Consider the following 14,973-nt stretch of genomic DNA (forward strand, 5'->3'; position numbering starts at 1 on the left):
GGTAGGGGACGACCTGCACCCGCCTCTGACCCCTCGCTGTCCGGTGCCGGGTGCGGTGGGGGGGGGCAACCCGCACCCGCCTCTGACCCCGCCGTCCGATGCTGCGGGTGGGGGACGACTCTCACCCGCCCTTGACTCTCCGTCGTTCGGTGCTGGATGCCGCGGGTGTGGTAGGCGGGGGACCGCGGTGGGCTGACGACCGGTGCGGGAGGCCGTTCCTAGCGTCGGCGGCATGATCCGATTCTGTATCCGCCACCGGCGGCTGGTCCTGCTGGGCTGGCTGGCGCTGGTCGCCGCGCTCGTCGCCGGGGCCGCCTGGAACCCGGCGCCGGTGGCCGGTGAGTTCGCGCTGCCCGGCAGTGAGAGCGGGCGGGCCGCCGAGCTGCTCGGGCCCGCACCCGCCGAACCGCCCGGCACGCTCGTCGTGTCCGCCCCCGCCGGGGTCGAGTCCCCGGCCGCCCGCCAAGCCGTGGACGGGCTTCTCACGAGGATGAACGAGGTCCCGGGGGTCCGCGCCGAGACCTCGTACGCACGCGTCTCGCCGGACGGGACCGTCGGCACGATCCCGATCGACTACCCGGACGAGACCGCCGCCCGCGAGCTGGCCGAGGTCCGTGACGGCTTCGAGGCCGGGGCCGTCACCGCCGAGCTGGCCGGCGACGACTTCGCCGACTTCACCCCCGGCGGCCTGACCGAGGGGGTCGGGCTGGTGGCCGCGGCGGTGATCCTGCTGTACGCGTTCCGGTCGCTGCTCGCCTCCGCCCTCCCGATCGCCATCGGGGTCGTGGGCGTCGTCTCCGGCACCAGTCTGCTCGCCCTGCTCGGCCACCTGGTCGCCACGCCGGACTTCGCCGGGTACCTCACGATCATGCTCGGTCTCGGCGTCGGCATCGACTACGCCCTGCTCATCGTCACCCGCTTCCGCACCGGACTGCACGAGGGCCAGGAGGTCGAGACAGCCGCCGGCACGGCCATGCGGACCGCCGGCAGGTCCGTGCTGTTCGCCGGCGTCACCGTCATCGTCACCGGCGCCGGCATCGTGTTCCTCGGCCCCGGGCTCGGCGGCGGCATCGCGGTCGCCGCGGGGTGCGGCGTGCTCATGGTCATGCTCGCCTCCCTCACCCTCCTGCCCGCGCTGCTGACCATGATCGGACACCGGATCGACCGGTTCTCGCTGCCGGCCCGTACCGGCGGGGAGCCGTGGTCGGCGCGGTGGAGCAGGGCCGTGCAGCGCCGGCCGTGGACGGCGGGGCTGCTGGCGACGGCGCTGCTCGCCGGGCTCGCGCTGCCCGCGCTGGACCTGCGCACCGGCTGGTCGGACGCGTCCGACCGGCCCGTCACCGACACCACCAGGCGCGCCCACGACCTGCTGGCCGGCGCGTTCGGGCCGGGCGCCGGGTCGCCGCTCGTGCTCGCCTCCGACCGCCCGCTCGGCGCCGCCGTCGAGCGGGCCCGCGCCACGCCGGGAGTGGCGGGCGTGACGCCGCTGGGGGAGCGGGCCGCGCTCGTCGTGCCCGCCACGGCGCAGCAGGACGAGGCCACCGCCGGCCTGGTGCGCCGGCTCCGCGCCGAGCTGCCGGAGCCCGTCCTGGTGACCGGCTCGACCGCCGCCGCCGTGGACTTCGCCGACCACGCCGCCGACCGGCTGCCGTGGACGGTCGGCGCGGTGCTGCTGGCCTCGCTGGCGCTGCTCATGGCCGTGTTCAGGAGCGTGGCGGTGCCCGTCAAGGCGATCCTGGTCAACCTGCTGTCGATCGGGGCCGCGTACGGGGTGGTCGTCGCCGTCTTCCAGTGGGACGTGCTCGGGCTCGGCACCGGCGGGCCGATCGACGCCTGGGTGCCGATGATGCTGTTCGTGATCACGTTCGGGCTGTCCGTGGACTACGAGGTGTTCCTCGTCTCCCGCATCCGCGAGGAGTACCGGAACGGGCTGGGCAACAGCGCCGCGGTCGCCGCCGGGCTCGCCGGGACCGCCCGGGTGATCACCGCCGCCGCCGCGATCATGTTCTGCGTGTTCGCCGCCTTCGGCGCGTTCGACGACCGGGCGCTGCGCGTCATGGGGGTCGGGCTGGCCGCCGGAGTGCTGGTCGACGCCACGATCGTGCGGATGGTCCTGGTGCCCGCCGCGATGGAGGTGCTCGGTGACCGTAACTGGTGGTTCCCCGGCCTGTCCTTCGCGAGGCTGACACCCGAGCGGGATGTTTCGTAGTATCCGGAACAGAGGAGCGTTGGGGGCGCCGAGGTGCCAGGGCAGAGCGTGGGAGTGGTCGTCGATCCGGCGGTGCCGCCGGAGACCGCGGGGATGCTGCGCGCCAACGCCCCGCTGCTGTCGAGGATCCGGACGGGCTGGGTGCCCCCGGCCGCCCTGCCGGTCCCCGCCAGGCGGCGCAACACCTCCAGCGTGGCGCTGCTCGCCGCCACCCCGCTCGTCATCGCGCTCATGGCCGTGCTGCTGGACTCGCCGGCCGCCCCCGCCGGGTTCCTGCTGCTCGGCGGGTTCGTCTTCCTCGTCCTCGTCAAGATCGCCAACATCAGCGAGGCGGTCGACGACGACCACCGGCCCCAGGAGCGGGCCCTGTACGAGAAGGCCCGCCGGCACCACGGCCGCTACCTGATCCCGCAGGACTTCGACGAGGAGGCCGCGGCCGTGCTCCACCGGGCCCAGCAGGCCGTCGGCACCGTGCTGCGCTCCCACGTCAACGCCGAAGGGCTGCTCGACGGCCCGCGCAACGCGCTCCTGCTGCCGGAGCAGGAATGGGAGATCGCCCGCCTGCTGGCCAAGCTGTCGGCGCTGCGCGCCGACCATCGCGAACTCCTCGGCCGGGGTCTCGCCCCCGAGGTCGCGGCCGTGCTCAAGCCTTTGCAGGGCGCGCTCGACAGCAGCGAGGCGGCCGTGGTCGCGCGCGTCGAGGCTCTGGAACGTTACGCCGGCCACGTCGCCGAGGCCGAGCGGGCCTACCATGCCCGCGAGCAGATCGAGGAGCTGCGCGCCAGGCTGCCGCGTTACGAGGAACTGCTGGCCGAGACCGGGGCCGGCACGATGGCCGTCGCCGAGATCGAACGCCTCGCGGAGGACGCCGACTCCGTGGAACGCGCCCTGCGGCGAAGTGTCACCTCCGCGCATGAGGCTTTTCGCTACTTAGAAGGCTGACGTTCGGACAGACCGCCACATAGGATCCTTAATGTGCCGGGTCGTCATGCGAAGGTGGTAGTGGAGCCGACGGTGCCTGCCGAGACGGCCGACCTGTTCCGTGACCATCGCAAGCTCCTGCTGCGCATCCGCGCCGGGTGGACCCCGCCGAACAGGCGTCATCCTCCGGCTCTCGGGCTCGTCACCCGGATGACCACCACGCTCGTCGCGCTGGTCGCCGTCGGCGCCGGGCTCGACTTCTTCCTCGCCGGCCTCTACACCCCGTTCGTCGTCGTCATGACGCTGGCCGCGCTGCTCATCGCCGGTGTGCTCGCCAAACCCAGGCCCGACGCCGAGGCCGAGCGGCGCCAGGTGGTCGAGCGGCACGTCTACGACAGCGCCCGCAGGTTCGAGGGCCGCTACGTGCTCCGCGAGGACCTCGACGAGAGCGCCCGCCGGCTCATGGCCCGCGCCCAGGCCGCCGTAGACGCGGTCATGGAGTCCCACGTCAACGCCGGAGGGCTGCTCGACGACGTGCGCAACGCCGTGATGCTGCCCGCCCAGGAGTGGGAGATCGCGCGCCTGCTGGCCAAGCTGTCGGCGCTGCGGTCCGGACACCGGGAGGTCGTCTCCGAAGGCGTCACCCCCGAGGTGGCGGCGATCGCCGAGCCGCTCGCCCAGGTGCTCGACAGCAGCGAGCGCGCGGTCGTGGCCCGGGTCGAGGCGCTGGAACGTTACGCCGGCCACGTCGCCGAGGCCGAGCGGGCCTACCACGCCCGCGACCAGATCGCGCGGCTCAGCGCCCAGTTGCCCCGCTACGAAGAGCTCCTGGCCGAGTCCGGCGCCGACGACTCGGCCGTGCCCGAGCTGAGCCGGCTCAGCGAGGACGCCGACCGGCTCGAACAGGCGCTGCGCGACAGCGTCACGTCGGCCCACGAAGCGTTCCGTCACTTACAGGGGTGATCGGCCGTTCACCCCGCCGTCCGCCAACAGGGAGGGTCGCACGCCGTTTGTCGTACAAAGAATCGAGCTCGAAGGGCAGAGTTCCCATAGGATCCGGATTTGTGGAAGTCGTGGTGGATCCAGGGGTGCCACCGGAGGACGCGCGACTGATCAGGGACAGCGGCCAGGTCCTGGTCAGGATGCGCCGCGGCTGGGTTCCCGAGCCGCCGCCCCGCGCCGGCGTCGCCCAGTCCAAGGGCGTGGCCGTCGCCGTGACCGCCGTCGCCGTGCTGCTGATCGCGCTCGGCCTGATGAGCCGCGGCATCGGCCTGCTGCTGCTCGCCTTCGTCGGCGTGCCCGTGCTGCTCGTCGCCTTCATCCGCAACGACCTCACCGACGAGGACGAGGAGGCCGTGCTCGCCCGCGAGGTCTACGAGCAGCTGCGCTGGTACGAGGGCCGCTACGTGCTCACCGACGACCTCGACGAGGCCTCGCGCAGGCTGCTGGCCCGTGCGCAACGGGCCATCGCCACCGTCAACGAGTCGTCGGTCAACGCCGAAGGGCTGCTCGACGGGGTGCGTAACGCGGTGATGCTGCCCGCCCAGGAGTGGGAGATCGCCCGCCTGCTGGCCAAGCTGTCGGCGCTGCGCACCAGACACCGCGAGACCGTCACCGGCGCCGTCACCCCCGAGGTGGCGGCCGTCGCCGAACCGCTCGCCCGGGCCCTCGACAGCAGCGAGGAGGCCGTGGTGGCGCGGGTCGAGGCGCTGGAACGCTACGCGGCCAACGTCACCGAGGCCGAGCGCGCCTTCCGCGCCCACCAGCAGGTCGAGGAGCTGCGCGGCCGGATCCACCAGTACGAGGAACTGGTCGCCGAGACCGGGGCCGACGCGTTCGCGGTGCCGGAGATCGCCCGGCTCGCCGAGGACGCCGACCAACTGGAGCAGGCGCTGCGGCGCAGCCTCAGCTCCGCGCACGAGGCCTTCCGCCACCTGGAGCCGGGCGAGCGGTCCTAGGCCGCGGCGGGCCGGGCGGGCTGGGCGGTCCGCAGCAGCAGGTCGCACAGCACGTCGGCGGCGTCCACGCGGCCCAGCTTCTGGGCCGCCTCGCCCATCGCCGCCCGCAGGCCCGGGTCGGCCAGCAGCGGCATCAGCTCGGCCAGCAGCTGGTCGGCCGCAGGGTTCGGCTCCAGCAGCGCCCGCGCCGCGCCCGCCGACACCAGATAGCCGGCGTTCTTGCGCTGCTCGTCGCCGCCCGTCGGGATCAGCGGGATCAGCAGCGACGGCTTGCCGATCGCGGTCAGCTCCGACACCGTGCCGGCTCCGCTGCGCGAGATCACCACGTCGGCCGCCGCGTACAGGTCGGCCAGCTCGGACCCCACGTAGGGGACCGGGTGGTAGCGGTCGGCGAGCTCGGGCGGCAGCTCCACGGCCCGCATCTGCTCGATCCAGGCGGGGCCGCACTGGTGGACGATCTGGGCGTGCGGCAGCAGCCTGGGCAGGACCTCCGCGATCAGTGTGTTGATCTGCTTGCTGCCCTGCGCGCCGCCCGTCACGTAGATCAGCGGCACCTCGAACGTCAGCCCGAACAGGTCGTAGGCCGCCGCCCGCTTGCCCTGCAGCAGCTCGGGCCGGATCGGGTTGCCCGTCACCACGGCCTTGGCCCTGGCCTTGGCGGGCAGGTGTTCGAGCGACGACTCGTGCGACAGCGCGATCCGCGTCGCCAGCCTGGACAGGATCCGGTTGGCCAGCCCCACCACCGTCGTCTGCTCGTGCATGACCAGCGGCCTGCGGATCAGCTTGGCCGCCACCCCGATCGGCACCGCCACGTAGCCCCCGGTCGACAGCACCACGTCGGGCAGGTAGCGGGCGGCGTGGCCGATCGCCTGGAACACCCCGACGGGGATGCGGAACAGGTCGGCCAGGTTGGTGCCGAGCTCGCGCAGGTTGGGCCGGCGGCGCAGCTTGCCCGTCGTGATCGCCTTGAACGGGATGCCGTGCTCGGCGGTGATCCTGGCCTCCAGGCCGTTGGCCGTGCCCACCCAGAGCACGTCGTGCGGCACCTGCCGGCGCTGGATGGCCGTCAGGGTCGTCAGGGCCGGGTAGGTGTGACCACCGGTGCCGCCGCCGGTGATCAGCAGTCGCAGGGTTTGTGACATGGGCTCAGACTATGGCCGCGCACCGGAAACCCGTATGTCCGGTGGCCGAGTCGGGGGTGTTGGCGGTGCGGGCGGCCAGCCGGTAGCGGTTGCAGTAGGAGTCATGGCACATGTAGGAGCCGCCCCTGATCACCTTCATGGTGCCCTCGGCCGGGCCCGTGGGGTTCTCCGCGTACGGCTCCCAGCGGGTGTCCCACCAGTCGGCGGTCCACTCCCACACGTTGCCCGCCACGTTGTAGAGGCCGTAGCCGTTCGGCTGGAACGACTTGACCGGCATCGTGCCCCTGCTCGGCGCCGAGGGGAACGGGCCCTGCCAGATGTTGCACCGCTGCCGCCCCTTCGGCGCCAGCTCGTCGCCCCACGGATAGCGGGTCCGCCGCAGGCCGCCGCGGGCGGCGGTCTCCCACTCGGCCTCCGTGGGCAGCCGCTTGCCGGCCCACCGCGCGTACGCGGTCGCGTCGTGCCACGACACCTGCACCACCGGATGGTTCTGCCGGTCGCCGATCGACGAGCCGGGCCCCTCGGGGGAGCGCCAGGAGGCTCCTTCCACCCCGACCCACCAGGGAGCCTGCGGCACGCTCGCGTCCATGACGCCGCGGGAGGCGAACTGGCGGAACACGAACGACCAGCCGATCCGCTCGGCCTCGGTCACGTATCCGGTCTCCTTCACGAACCTGGCGAACTGCGCGTTCGTCACGCAGGTCGGGTCGATCAGGAACGCATCCAGCTTCACCTCGCGGACCGGGCCCTCGCCGTCCTCCGGGTTGGCGTCGGGGTCGTCGCCGCCCACCGAGAACGTCCCGCCCGGGACGCGGACCATCCCGCGCGGCGGCTCCCGCCGCGCCGGCCCGGGCATCACGAGGACCGGCGCCTCGGGGGCGTCCGCCCCGGTGACGGCCTCCCTGGCGGGCCCGCAGCACGCGCTCATCTGGCTCCTCCCATGTGTCACGACCTCTAGGAAGGGTAGTCGCCCCGGCATGCCCACGATCACGCGGTCGTCGCCCCCCGGCCTCCGCTTCGCGGGCGAAGCGCCTGCCTGTAGCGTCATCGCCATGCGACTCGGCGTGCTGGACATCGGCTCGAACACCGTCCATTTACTCGTCGTGGACGCCCACCGCGGCGGCCGTCCCATCCCGGCGTTCTCCCACAAGGAGGAGCTGCGCCTCAGCGAGCATCTCGGCCCGGACGACAAGCTGTCCGCCGAGGGCGTGGACCGGCTGCGCGCGTTCGTCGAGCAGGCCGTGGTCATCGCCGAGGACAAGGGCGTGGAGGAGCTGCTGGCCTTCGCCACCTCCGCCGTGCGCGAGGCCGCCAACGGCGAGCGGGTGCTGGAGAAGGTCCAGCGGCACACCGGCGTGCTCATCGACGTGCTGTCGGGCCGCGACGAGGCGAGGCTGACGTTCCTGGCGGTGCGCCGCTGGTTCGGCTGGTCGTCCGGGCGGCTGCTGGCGTTCGACATCGGCGGCGGCTCCCTGGAGATCGCGGCCGGGGTCGACGAGGAGCCCGACGTCGCGGTGTCGCTGCCGTTCGGCGCCGGGCGGCTGACCCGCGACTGGTTCACCGCCGACCCGCCGTCCGCCGACGAGGTGCGCCGGCTGCGCCGCCACGTGCGCGCGGAGATCGCCCGCACCGTCGGCTCCGTCGTCCGCTACGGCGGGGCCGACCGGGCGGTGGCCACCTCCAAGACCTTCAAGCAGCTGGCCAGGATCGCCGGGGCGGCACCGTCCAGCGACGGCGTCCACGTGCCGCGCTCGCTGTCGCGGCAGGACACCGCCGACTGGGCCGCCAAGCTGACCGCCATGACGGCCGCCGAGCGGGCCGAGCTGTCCGGCGTGTCGGCGGGGCGGGCGGCCCAGCTCGCGGCGGGCGCGATCGTGGCCGACGCGGTGATGGACCTGTTCGAGGTGGAGCGGCTGGAGATCTGCCCGTGGGCGCTGCGCGAGGGCGTCATCCTGCGCCGGCTGGACGCGCTGCCGGGACGGCTGGAGGCGCCCGACGGAGCCACCGAGTAAGAGGGATATATCGCCACATAACAGGCAACTGACCGCGATGAAACTGCAGAGAACGAGCACCGGCGGGCAACTCTGACGGGGTGTGGACGTTGCTCGGCGCGATCGGCTCGCTGCTGGTCGCCCTCTCCTTGTCGTTCCTCGCGGTGCTGGGCATCGCGGTGGCCGTGCTCATCTGGCTGGCGCTGATGGCCTCCATGAGCGGGATCGTCCTGACACACGGTGGCTCCGCCCGGCGGAGCGGCCGTGAGCCATGACGTCCTCACGTCCGGATGAAGTGCGGCCCCGCCGCGCCCGGTGAGTAGCGCAGCCGCTTCTCCAGGCACACCACCGCGCCGTTCTCCCGCTTGTTGGTGAAGCGGACGTCGTCGGCCAGCGCCCGCATGATCTGCAGCCCCCGCCCGTTCTCGGACCCGGGCGTCGCGTCCCTGACCGACGCCGGGTCGAAACCATGGCCGGTGTCGACCACCCGGATCACGCACAGATCGTCGTAGACCATGGCGCTCACCGTGTACTCGTCGCTCGGCGCGGCATGCTTGACCACGTTGGAGCACGCCTCCGTCAGCATGAGCTCGATGTCGTCCCGGATCTCCGGCTCCACACCCAGCGAGTTCAGCGTGCCGTCGAGCATCTGCCGGATGAGCGGCACGCTCGCCGCATCCCTGGGCAGCCGCAGCGCCATCGTGGTCTCCACCGGCGCCTCCCTTCGGTGTCGAGAATGCCTCTGCCCATGATCCGGCGAAGCATTCGTTACGGAAGGAGACGCTCAGCCCGGCGGCAGGCCGAACAGGCGGTCGAGCGCGGTCATCCGCATCAGGTTGCGCAGATAGGGCGTGACGGCGACCACCCGCAGCACCGCGTCCTCGGCGGCCACCCGCTGGTAGAGGCGGACCAGGGCCGCCAGCCCCGACGAGTCGATGAACCCCAGCCCCGACAGGTCGACGTCCACCCGCTCGAATCCGTCACCCAGCAGGACCGACGACAGCTCGTCCGCGGTGTCGAAATCGAGGTCACCGCGGACCGCGAGCTGGACCGTGGTCTTGTCGGACGAGTCGATCTCGATCTGCAGCGGGGTCTTGTCGGGCACCCTCACAGCCTAACCACCACGAAAATACAGCGCGCGGCGAGGGGCACAACCATGACAATCACCCCATGCATCACTTCAGCCGACCGGGTGCCGGAGACGCCCCGGCCATCCACGAGCTCAGCGCCGCCTGCGACACCGAAGTGCTCGGACGGCCCGACCTCACCCTCGACGACATCGCGGGCGAGCTCGCCGAGCCCGGCTTCGACCTCGACAGCGACGCCTGGCTCGCGCACGGCCCGGACGGCCGCCTCGACGGCTGGGCGTGGGCGCGCCGCCAGGGCGCGAGCGAGATCGTCGACGCCGACGTGATCGTCCGCCCCGGCGTGGCCGGTCTCGCCGAGCGGCTCTGGCCGCTCGTGCTGGAGCGCGCGGGCGCGCTCGCCCGCGAGGCGGGCCACCCCGCCGCCGTCACCGACGTCGGCGTCTACCGGGCCGACCGGGCCAAGCAGGCGCTCGTCACCGGGTACGGGTTCGCGGCCGCCACCAGCTTCCACCGCATGCGCGTCGACTTCGACGGCCCCGTCGAGCCACCGACGCCGCCGCCCGGCGTCACCCTGCACGGCGGCCAGAACGAGCAGGTCCGCCGCGAGGCCCACGAGGTGTACCAGGAGGGCTTCGCCGACCACTTCGGCCACGCCTACGTCGACTACGACCGCTGGTACGCCCGCAGGCAGGCGATCCCCACCACCGACTGGAGCCAGCTCACCCTGGCCAGGGTGGACGGCCGCGCGGCCGCGATGGTGCTCGGCAACAACCAGTTCGCCGCCGACGAGGGCTGCGGCTACGTCGACACGCTCGCCGTGCGGCCCGAGTTCCGCGGCCGGGGCCTGGGCCGCCTGCTGCTGCGCACCGCCATCGCCGCCGACGCCGCCCGCGGCCGCGAGGGCACGATCCTGCACGTCGACACCAACAACACCACCCCCGCGCTGGGCCTGTACGAGTCGGAGGGGATGCGCCCGGTCCTCGTCATCGACATCTGGCGGCGCACCGTCGAAGCCGGTTAGACCCGGTGGGCCGCCAGGTGGTCCAGCACCGCCTGGTTGGCCTCCCACCCGTCGGGGAACTTCACCGGCACCCCGAGCTGCACCGGCTCCGCCGACGGATGCGCGTCGAGCAGCTCGGCGATGCCCGCCCTGGCCACCACCACGCACGCGTGCCGGTGCCGCGACGCCAGCACGCACAGCCGCCCCGACTCCAGGTGGAAGGCGGTCGCGTCGCGCCGCCCCGACAGCGGGTGCAGCACGATCGTCACGTCGTACTCGCGGCCCTGCAGCCGGTTGGCGGTGTCGACGGTGATCTCCGGCGGCAGCCCGGCGTTCCTGATCGCCGCCACCTGGTCGCGGTGGGCGGCGCCGACCGCGATCCGGTCGGCCGTCACCGGCCGCTCGCCCTGCTCCGAGCTCGCCACCGCGCCGCGCTGCATCAGCCGGGCCGCCAGCAGCGCCACCGCCTCCACCGCTTCGGCGTCGGTCCGCACGGTGTGCCGGTTCGGCAGCTCCAGCAGCGCCCACCCGGAGCGGGCCGCCTCCTCCAGCGCCCGGTCGTGCACCGTGCCCATGCCGCCGGTGACCAGCTCCAGCCGCCGGTCGCCCGGACCGGTGCCCGACCGGAACCCGGTGAACGGGTAGAACGCCCGCGACACCACCGGCGCCGCCGACGAGGGCAGCCGCCACGACACCGGCAGCCGGTGCACCGGCAGGTCGGGGTTGTGCCGCAGCAGCACCGACACGGCGCTCTGCAGCGGATCCCACGACAGCCCCGACCACCGGTCGCCGTCCACGATGGAGAACGGGTCGAGCTGTCCGGGGTCGCCCACGAACAACGCCCGCTCGAACAGCCCGGCGATGCGCAGCAGCTTGTCGGAGCGCATCTGATAGGCCTCGTCCACGATGGCCCACGGCCACGTCCGGCCGCTGATCCAGGCCCACTTGTCGGCGGTGGCGATGACGACGTCCGGATCGCCGAGATCCTGGACGCGGGTGCCGAAGGTCACCCCTGGCAGCTCCAGCATCCGCTTGCGCGGCACGTAGCCGCCCGCCGACAGCCGGCCCACCGTGAGCCGCGGATGCTTCTCGCAGATCCGCGTCACCAGGTCGTCCACCTGCTCGTTCGTCTGGGCGACGATCATCAGCGGCTCACCGGTGGCGGCCAAGTGCGCCGCCGCCCGCACCACGAGCGTGGACTTGCCCGCGCCGGGCGGCGAGTCGACCACCACGCCGCGGTGGCCCGGCAGGTCGGCCAGCACCCGCCGGATGACCTCCTCAGGCGTGGGCTCGGGGATCACGACCACTCCTCCCGGGCGTCCTCGTCGGCAGGTTCGTACGGGCGCGGCGGGCCGCCGTGGGTCCACGGCGTCGCCTCCGGCTCCGGCAGCGCCGCCGCGCCCTGGAACTCGTCGGTCAGCGAGCTGTAGCAGACCCGCTCGCCGATCTCCGGCACCGCGCCGGGCGCCGGGGTCTTGCCCCGCCCCATGCCCTTGGTGATCTTCAAGGTGACCAGGCCGTCGCCCGCCGACACCAGCTCGGCCCCCTGCCCGCGCCGTTCCGGCGTGCCCAGCGAGGTGCCGGGCGGGATCCGTACGGGATCGTCGGTCTTGACCGTCACCAGCGGGCGCAGCTTGCGTGAGCGGCCCTCGCCCTCGGTGTTGCCGGGCGCCGTGTCGACGACCTCGCCCGCGAACGCCTCGCCCGTGAGCCGGTACTCGGCCATCACCAGCGGGTCGTCGTAGGCGCGCTGCACCTCGTAGGCGGCCTGGGCGCGTTCCATCCGCGAGAGCCGGGCCGCCGCGGCCACCGCGCCGTCGCGGCGGGCCTGCGGCGGCGCCCCCTCCGCGAGCTGCGCGGTCATGCCGCTGAACGAGCCGCGGTCGTGCTCCCACCGCTGCGCCACGCTCGCGCCCGGCTCCAGGCCGCGCAGCAGTTCGACGGCCCGCCACACCAGCCGCCACGTCGGCTCCAGCTGGGTGCGCAGCGCCTCGGTGATCCGCTCGGCCGATCCGCTCTCCATCGCCGGCGCCAGCACCTCCGCGTCGAACCCCGGATCGGTGGCCGGGCCGGCCGGCGGCCAGATCAGCGGGTCCTCGGCCGCGTCGTCGGGCCCGTCGGTGATCCAGGCGAGCAGCGCCGCCAGGTTGGCGTCCTCCAGCGCGCTCTGCCCGCTCGCCCAGTGACGGGCCAGCTCGTCGGTCGCGGCCAGCATGAGTGACGAGCCGGGGTACGCGGCGCGCTCGGCGAAGTACGTCAGCCACCGGCCGAGCAGCGGCACCCCCTCCGGCACCGGGAACGGCCCGTCGGTGCGCCGGAACCGGGTGGAGCGGCCGAGCAGCCGGGTGAAGGCCACCCCGGCCCGGTTCGGCACGATCAGCTGCGGCGCGTCCAGCGCCCGCTCGTACGGGTCGGCGCCGCGCCGCTCCACCGTCTCGGTCTCGGCCGTGAAGCCCGCCACGTACGGCAGCAGCACCCCGGCCAGGTCGGCCGTCCAGGCGAAGCGCAGGTCGCGGTTGCGCGGCTGGGCCACCGCCAGCAGCCGCGGCTCGGCGGGGTCGGTGCCCAGCATGGCGGCCAGCGGCGCCGCCGCCTCACCCGACAGCTTCAGCGGGATGAACACCATCGGCCGCGCCGACAGGTGGCAGTGGCGGACGGTCGCGATCGGCTGCGCGACGCCCTCGTCGATCGCCCGCAGCCGGGCGAGCGAGGTGAGCAGGCTCACGCCAGGCACTCCCGCCGCAGCCGCTCGGCGCCGCGCAGCAGCCGGGCGATCTCCTCCTGGCCCTGCGCGGGCGCGCGCGAGCCGTCGGCCAGCGCCAGCGCCTCCCGCACCGACGCCACGCCGCCGAGCTCGTCGCGGACGGCGCGGCCCAGCAGATCGGACGCGCCCTCCTGGCGGGCCTCGTCGCGGCAGAAGAAGCACAGGTCGCACGTGGACAGGCAGTCGGGCGCGTAGCGGGCCTCGGCCCTGCGGACCGCGTCGGCCAGCTCCGCGACCGGCCTGGCCGGCCGCCCGTCGGCGTCCGGCGCCAGGTCGAACGTCACGTCCTCGGGCAGCGCGTCCAGCAGTCGGTCCAGGCTCGTCATCCGGGAGAGCTGGCGGCGCAGCACCGCGAGCTGGCGGCGCACGTCGACCAGCGTCGCCACCGGGCGGTTCGCGAAGTTCTCCGGGCAGACCAGCACCACGTCGTCGGCCACCCGGAGCGGGTCGTGGCCCAGCTCCTCCAGCAGCGTCCGCAGCGCCAGCACGTACACCGCCGCCTGCCGCGCGGCCGCCGCCACCGCGGCCGGGTCGGCCTGCCCGTCGACCACCGCGAACGACTTGATCTCCACGATGTGGAACCGGCCGCCGAGCTGGAACGCGACCACGTCGGGCTCCAGATAGGCGGTGTGGCCGGCGATGCCCAGCGTGAACAGCGGGTGGTCGTAGACGGTGCCCACGCCCTCGCCCCTGGCCGCGCGGTCGATCAGCGCGCGGGTGTGGGTGTGGCGCAGGTGGGCGCCGACGTTCTCCACGTCGTGGTAGGCCACCTCGTCGATCGGCAGGCCGAGCAGCTCGCGCAGCATCCGGATCAGCTCCGCGCACCCGTCGGCCTTCACCAGCGCCTCGAACGCGTTGCCCCGGGTGATCGCGAACGGCGACTGGCCGAACGGGGCGGGGAACCCCAGGTGGCGGGCGACGGCGTCCTTGTCGATCCCGGCGCCGTCCATGAGCGCCCGCCGCGTGCAGCCGGGGTTGGCCGCCAGCGCGGCGATCGCCCGGGCGTCGTGCGGCTTCGGCGGTGTGGTGCCGCGCAGCGCGTCGAGCCGGTTCATCGGCCGCCTCCCATAGCCATGACTGATCTTGGAACAGTGGTCAGCGTAGTGGCCCCGAATAGCCGGGCCACGTCATCGAGCTGGGTGTCGGCGCGTCCCGCCAGCTCCGCGCGGTCGCCGGCGTCGCGCCCGGCGTGCACGGCCAGCTCCCGCCGCGCCGCCTCGGCCACCCGCGCCGGGTCGGGCGGCACCTCGTCACCGGCGCCAGGGATGTTGCGCGCCATCCTGGATAACAGCCGGTCGCCGTCGGGCGAGCGCCGCCCCGCGGTGTGCTCGGCGATCCGGATCGCGCAGGTGAGGAAGTCGACGCGGGGGCTGAGCGGGCCCACCACCCGGCGCTCCACCGGCCACGTGCTGACGGTGAGGTAGCCGCGGGCGGGGGAGAGCCGGTCGGTCAGCGCCGCGCACAGGTAGTAGGGCCGCCCGAACGGCGACGAGCGGAACGAGCGCTCCTCGTCCCTGCGCAGGCTGGTGAGCTGGGAGCTGCGGATCGTGCCGGCCTGGAACGCGCCGCTCACCGCCACCACCAGCCGGGCCTGCGCGGGCGCGCCCAGCAGCTCCAGCGCCTGGTGCACCTGCTCGCGCACGGTCACCAGCCGCGGCCCTTGCGTCTTCCCGTTGGGCTTCTCGCCGCTCACCAGGGAGTCCCACGCCTTCTCGGCGGTGCGGAGCTCGGCCCGCAGCGCCCTGGCCGCCGAGCCGTCCCTGGCCCGCATGGCCCTGCGCACACCGGCCCTGAGCTCGTCGATGCGCCGTTCGAGCTCGTCCAGCCGGTCACTCATGGCGCGAGGGTATCAGGGGTTCCAGTAATTACCAGTATTTCGGTGCGTGTCCCGGAGACGCGT

Annotated in this window: 15 protein-coding genes; 7 read left to right on the forward strand and 8 right to left on the reverse strand. The window is 73.7% G+C overall.

The genetic code is table 11. The features are described from left to right. Window positions 1-232 precede the first annotated feature (232 nt). The 4 genes from AB0K05_RS36405 to AB0K05_RS36420 all read left to right on the forward strand — a co-directional run bounded on the left by AB0K05_RS36405 (window position 233) and on the right by AB0K05_RS36420 (window position 5,088). Entirely contained in the window at window positions 233-2,209 is a 1,977-nt protein-coding gene (locus AB0K05_RS36405) for an MMPL family transporter (protein ID WP_364235408.1), read from the forward strand. A 48-nt stretch (window positions 2,210-2,257) separates the two neighbouring features. Beyond that, window positions 2,258-3,151: a hypothetical protein gene (locus tag AB0K05_RS36410; RefSeq protein ID WP_271279207.1), complete on the forward strand. Its 894-nt coding sequence runs from the start codon at window positions 2,258-2,260 to the stop codon at window positions 3,149-3,151. 72 nt (window positions 3,152-3,223) lie between these two features. After that, window positions 3,224-4,093 (forward strand): hypothetical protein, encoded by an 870-nt coding sequence (locus AB0K05_RS36415; RefSeq protein ID WP_364235412.1) that lies wholly within the window; start codon window positions 3,224-3,226, stop codon window positions 4,091-4,093. 101 nt (window positions 4,094-4,194) lie between these two features. Continuing rightward, window positions 4,195-5,088: a hypothetical protein gene (locus AB0K05_RS36420; protein WP_148032018.1), complete on the forward strand. Its 894-nt coding sequence runs from the start codon at window positions 4,195-4,197 to the stop codon at window positions 5,086-5,088. Here the strand turns inward: AB0K05_RS36420 and AB0K05_RS36425 are convergent. Together AB0K05_RS36425 and AB0K05_RS36430 are read right to left on the reverse strand one after the other, a co-directional pair. Beyond that, window positions 5,085-6,230 carry a UDP-N-acetylglucosamine--N-acetylmuramyl-(pentapeptide) pyrophosphoryl-undecaprenol N-acetylglucosamine transferase gene (locus tag AB0K05_RS36425; protein WP_364235415.1) on the reverse strand — a complete coding sequence of 382 codons (1,146 nt, stop codon included), beginning with the start codon at window positions 6,228-6,230 and terminating at the stop codon, window positions 5,085-5,087. The two genes, AB0K05_RS36420 and AB0K05_RS36425, sit on opposite strands and share 4 nt — an antisense overlap. 4 nt (window positions 6,231-6,234) lie before the next feature. Then, window positions 6,235-7,158 (reverse strand): formylglycine-generating enzyme family protein, encoded by a 924-nt coding sequence (locus AB0K05_RS36430; protein WP_308248874.1) that lies wholly within the window; start codon window positions 7,156-7,158, stop codon window positions 6,235-6,237. A 124-nt stretch (window positions 7,159-7,282) separates the two neighbouring features. On the opposite strand from AB0K05_RS36430, the gene AB0K05_RS36435 reads away from it, so the two are divergent. After that, entirely contained in the window at window positions 7,283-8,242 is a 960-nt protein-coding gene (locus AB0K05_RS36435; RefSeq protein ID WP_148032015.1) for a Ppx/GppA phosphatase family protein, read from the forward strand. A gap of 80 nt (window positions 8,243-8,322) precedes the next feature. Then, window positions 8,323-8,496, forward strand: a complete 174-nt coding sequence (locus AB0K05_RS36440; RefSeq protein ID WP_187281195.1) for a hypothetical protein — start codon at window positions 8,323-8,325, stop codon at window positions 8,494-8,496. A 5-nt stretch (window positions 8,497-8,501) separates the two neighbouring features. Here AB0K05_RS36440 and AB0K05_RS36445 read toward each other — a convergent pair whose 3' ends face one another. Both AB0K05_RS36445 and AB0K05_RS36450 read right to left on the reverse strand, forming a co-directional pair. Further along, on the reverse strand, window positions 8,502-8,933 hold the full coding sequence (locus AB0K05_RS36445; RefSeq protein ID WP_148032014.1) for an ATP-binding protein: 432 nt from the start codon (window positions 8,931-8,933) through the stop codon (window positions 8,502-8,504). Between the two features lie 72 nt (window positions 8,934-9,005). Beyond that, window positions 9,006-9,326, reverse strand: coding sequence for an STAS domain-containing protein (locus AB0K05_RS36450; protein ID WP_271279209.1), 321 nt, complete (start codon window positions 9,324-9,326; stop codon window positions 9,006-9,008). Window positions 9,327-9,391: 65 nt separating this feature from the next. Between AB0K05_RS36450 and AB0K05_RS36455 the strand changes: the two genes are divergently transcribed. Further along, window positions 9,392-10,330, forward strand: a complete 939-nt coding sequence (locus AB0K05_RS36455; protein WP_364235421.1) for a GNAT family N-acetyltransferase — start codon at window positions 9,392-9,394, stop codon at window positions 10,328-10,330. Here AB0K05_RS36455 and AB0K05_RS36460 read toward each other — a convergent pair. The 4 genes from AB0K05_RS36460 to AB0K05_RS36475 are packed head-to-tail and all read right to left on the reverse strand — an operon-like array spanning window position 10,327 to window position 14,910. Further along, the gene (locus AB0K05_RS36460; RefSeq protein ID WP_364235425.1) at window positions 10,327-11,610 is read right to left on the reverse strand and encodes an AAA family ATPase; all 1,284 of its coding nucleotides are present in this window, start codon (window positions 11,608-11,610) and stop codon (window positions 10,327-10,329) included. The genes AB0K05_RS36455 and AB0K05_RS36460 overlap by 4 nt on opposite strands. Then, window positions 11,607-13,034, reverse strand: a complete 1,428-nt coding sequence (locus tag AB0K05_RS36465) for a hypothetical protein (protein ID WP_364235428.1) — start codon at window positions 13,032-13,034, stop codon at window positions 11,607-11,609. Before AB0K05_RS36465 ends, AB0K05_RS36460 begins: the two co-directional genes overlap by 4 nt. Beyond that, the gene (locus AB0K05_RS36470) at window positions 13,031-14,128 is read right to left on the reverse strand and encodes a hypothetical protein (protein ID WP_148032011.1); all 1,098 of its coding nucleotides are present in this window, start codon (window positions 14,126-14,128) and stop codon (window positions 13,031-13,033) included. The genes AB0K05_RS36465 and AB0K05_RS36470 overlap by 4 nt, the downstream gene beginning before the upstream one ends. Then, window positions 14,125-14,910: a hypothetical protein gene (locus AB0K05_RS36475; RefSeq protein ID WP_364235431.1), complete on the reverse strand. Its 786-nt coding sequence runs from the start codon at window positions 14,908-14,910 to the stop codon at window positions 14,125-14,127. The genes AB0K05_RS36470 and AB0K05_RS36475 overlap by 4 nt, the downstream gene beginning before the upstream one ends. Between the last annotated feature and the right edge of the window lie 63 nt (window positions 14,911-14,973).

Source organism: Nonomuraea sp. NPDC049486 (assembly GCF_040676925.1).
GTDB lineage: Bacteria > Actinomycetota > Actinomycetes > Streptosporangiales > Streptosporangiaceae > Nonomuraea > Nonomuraea ferruginea.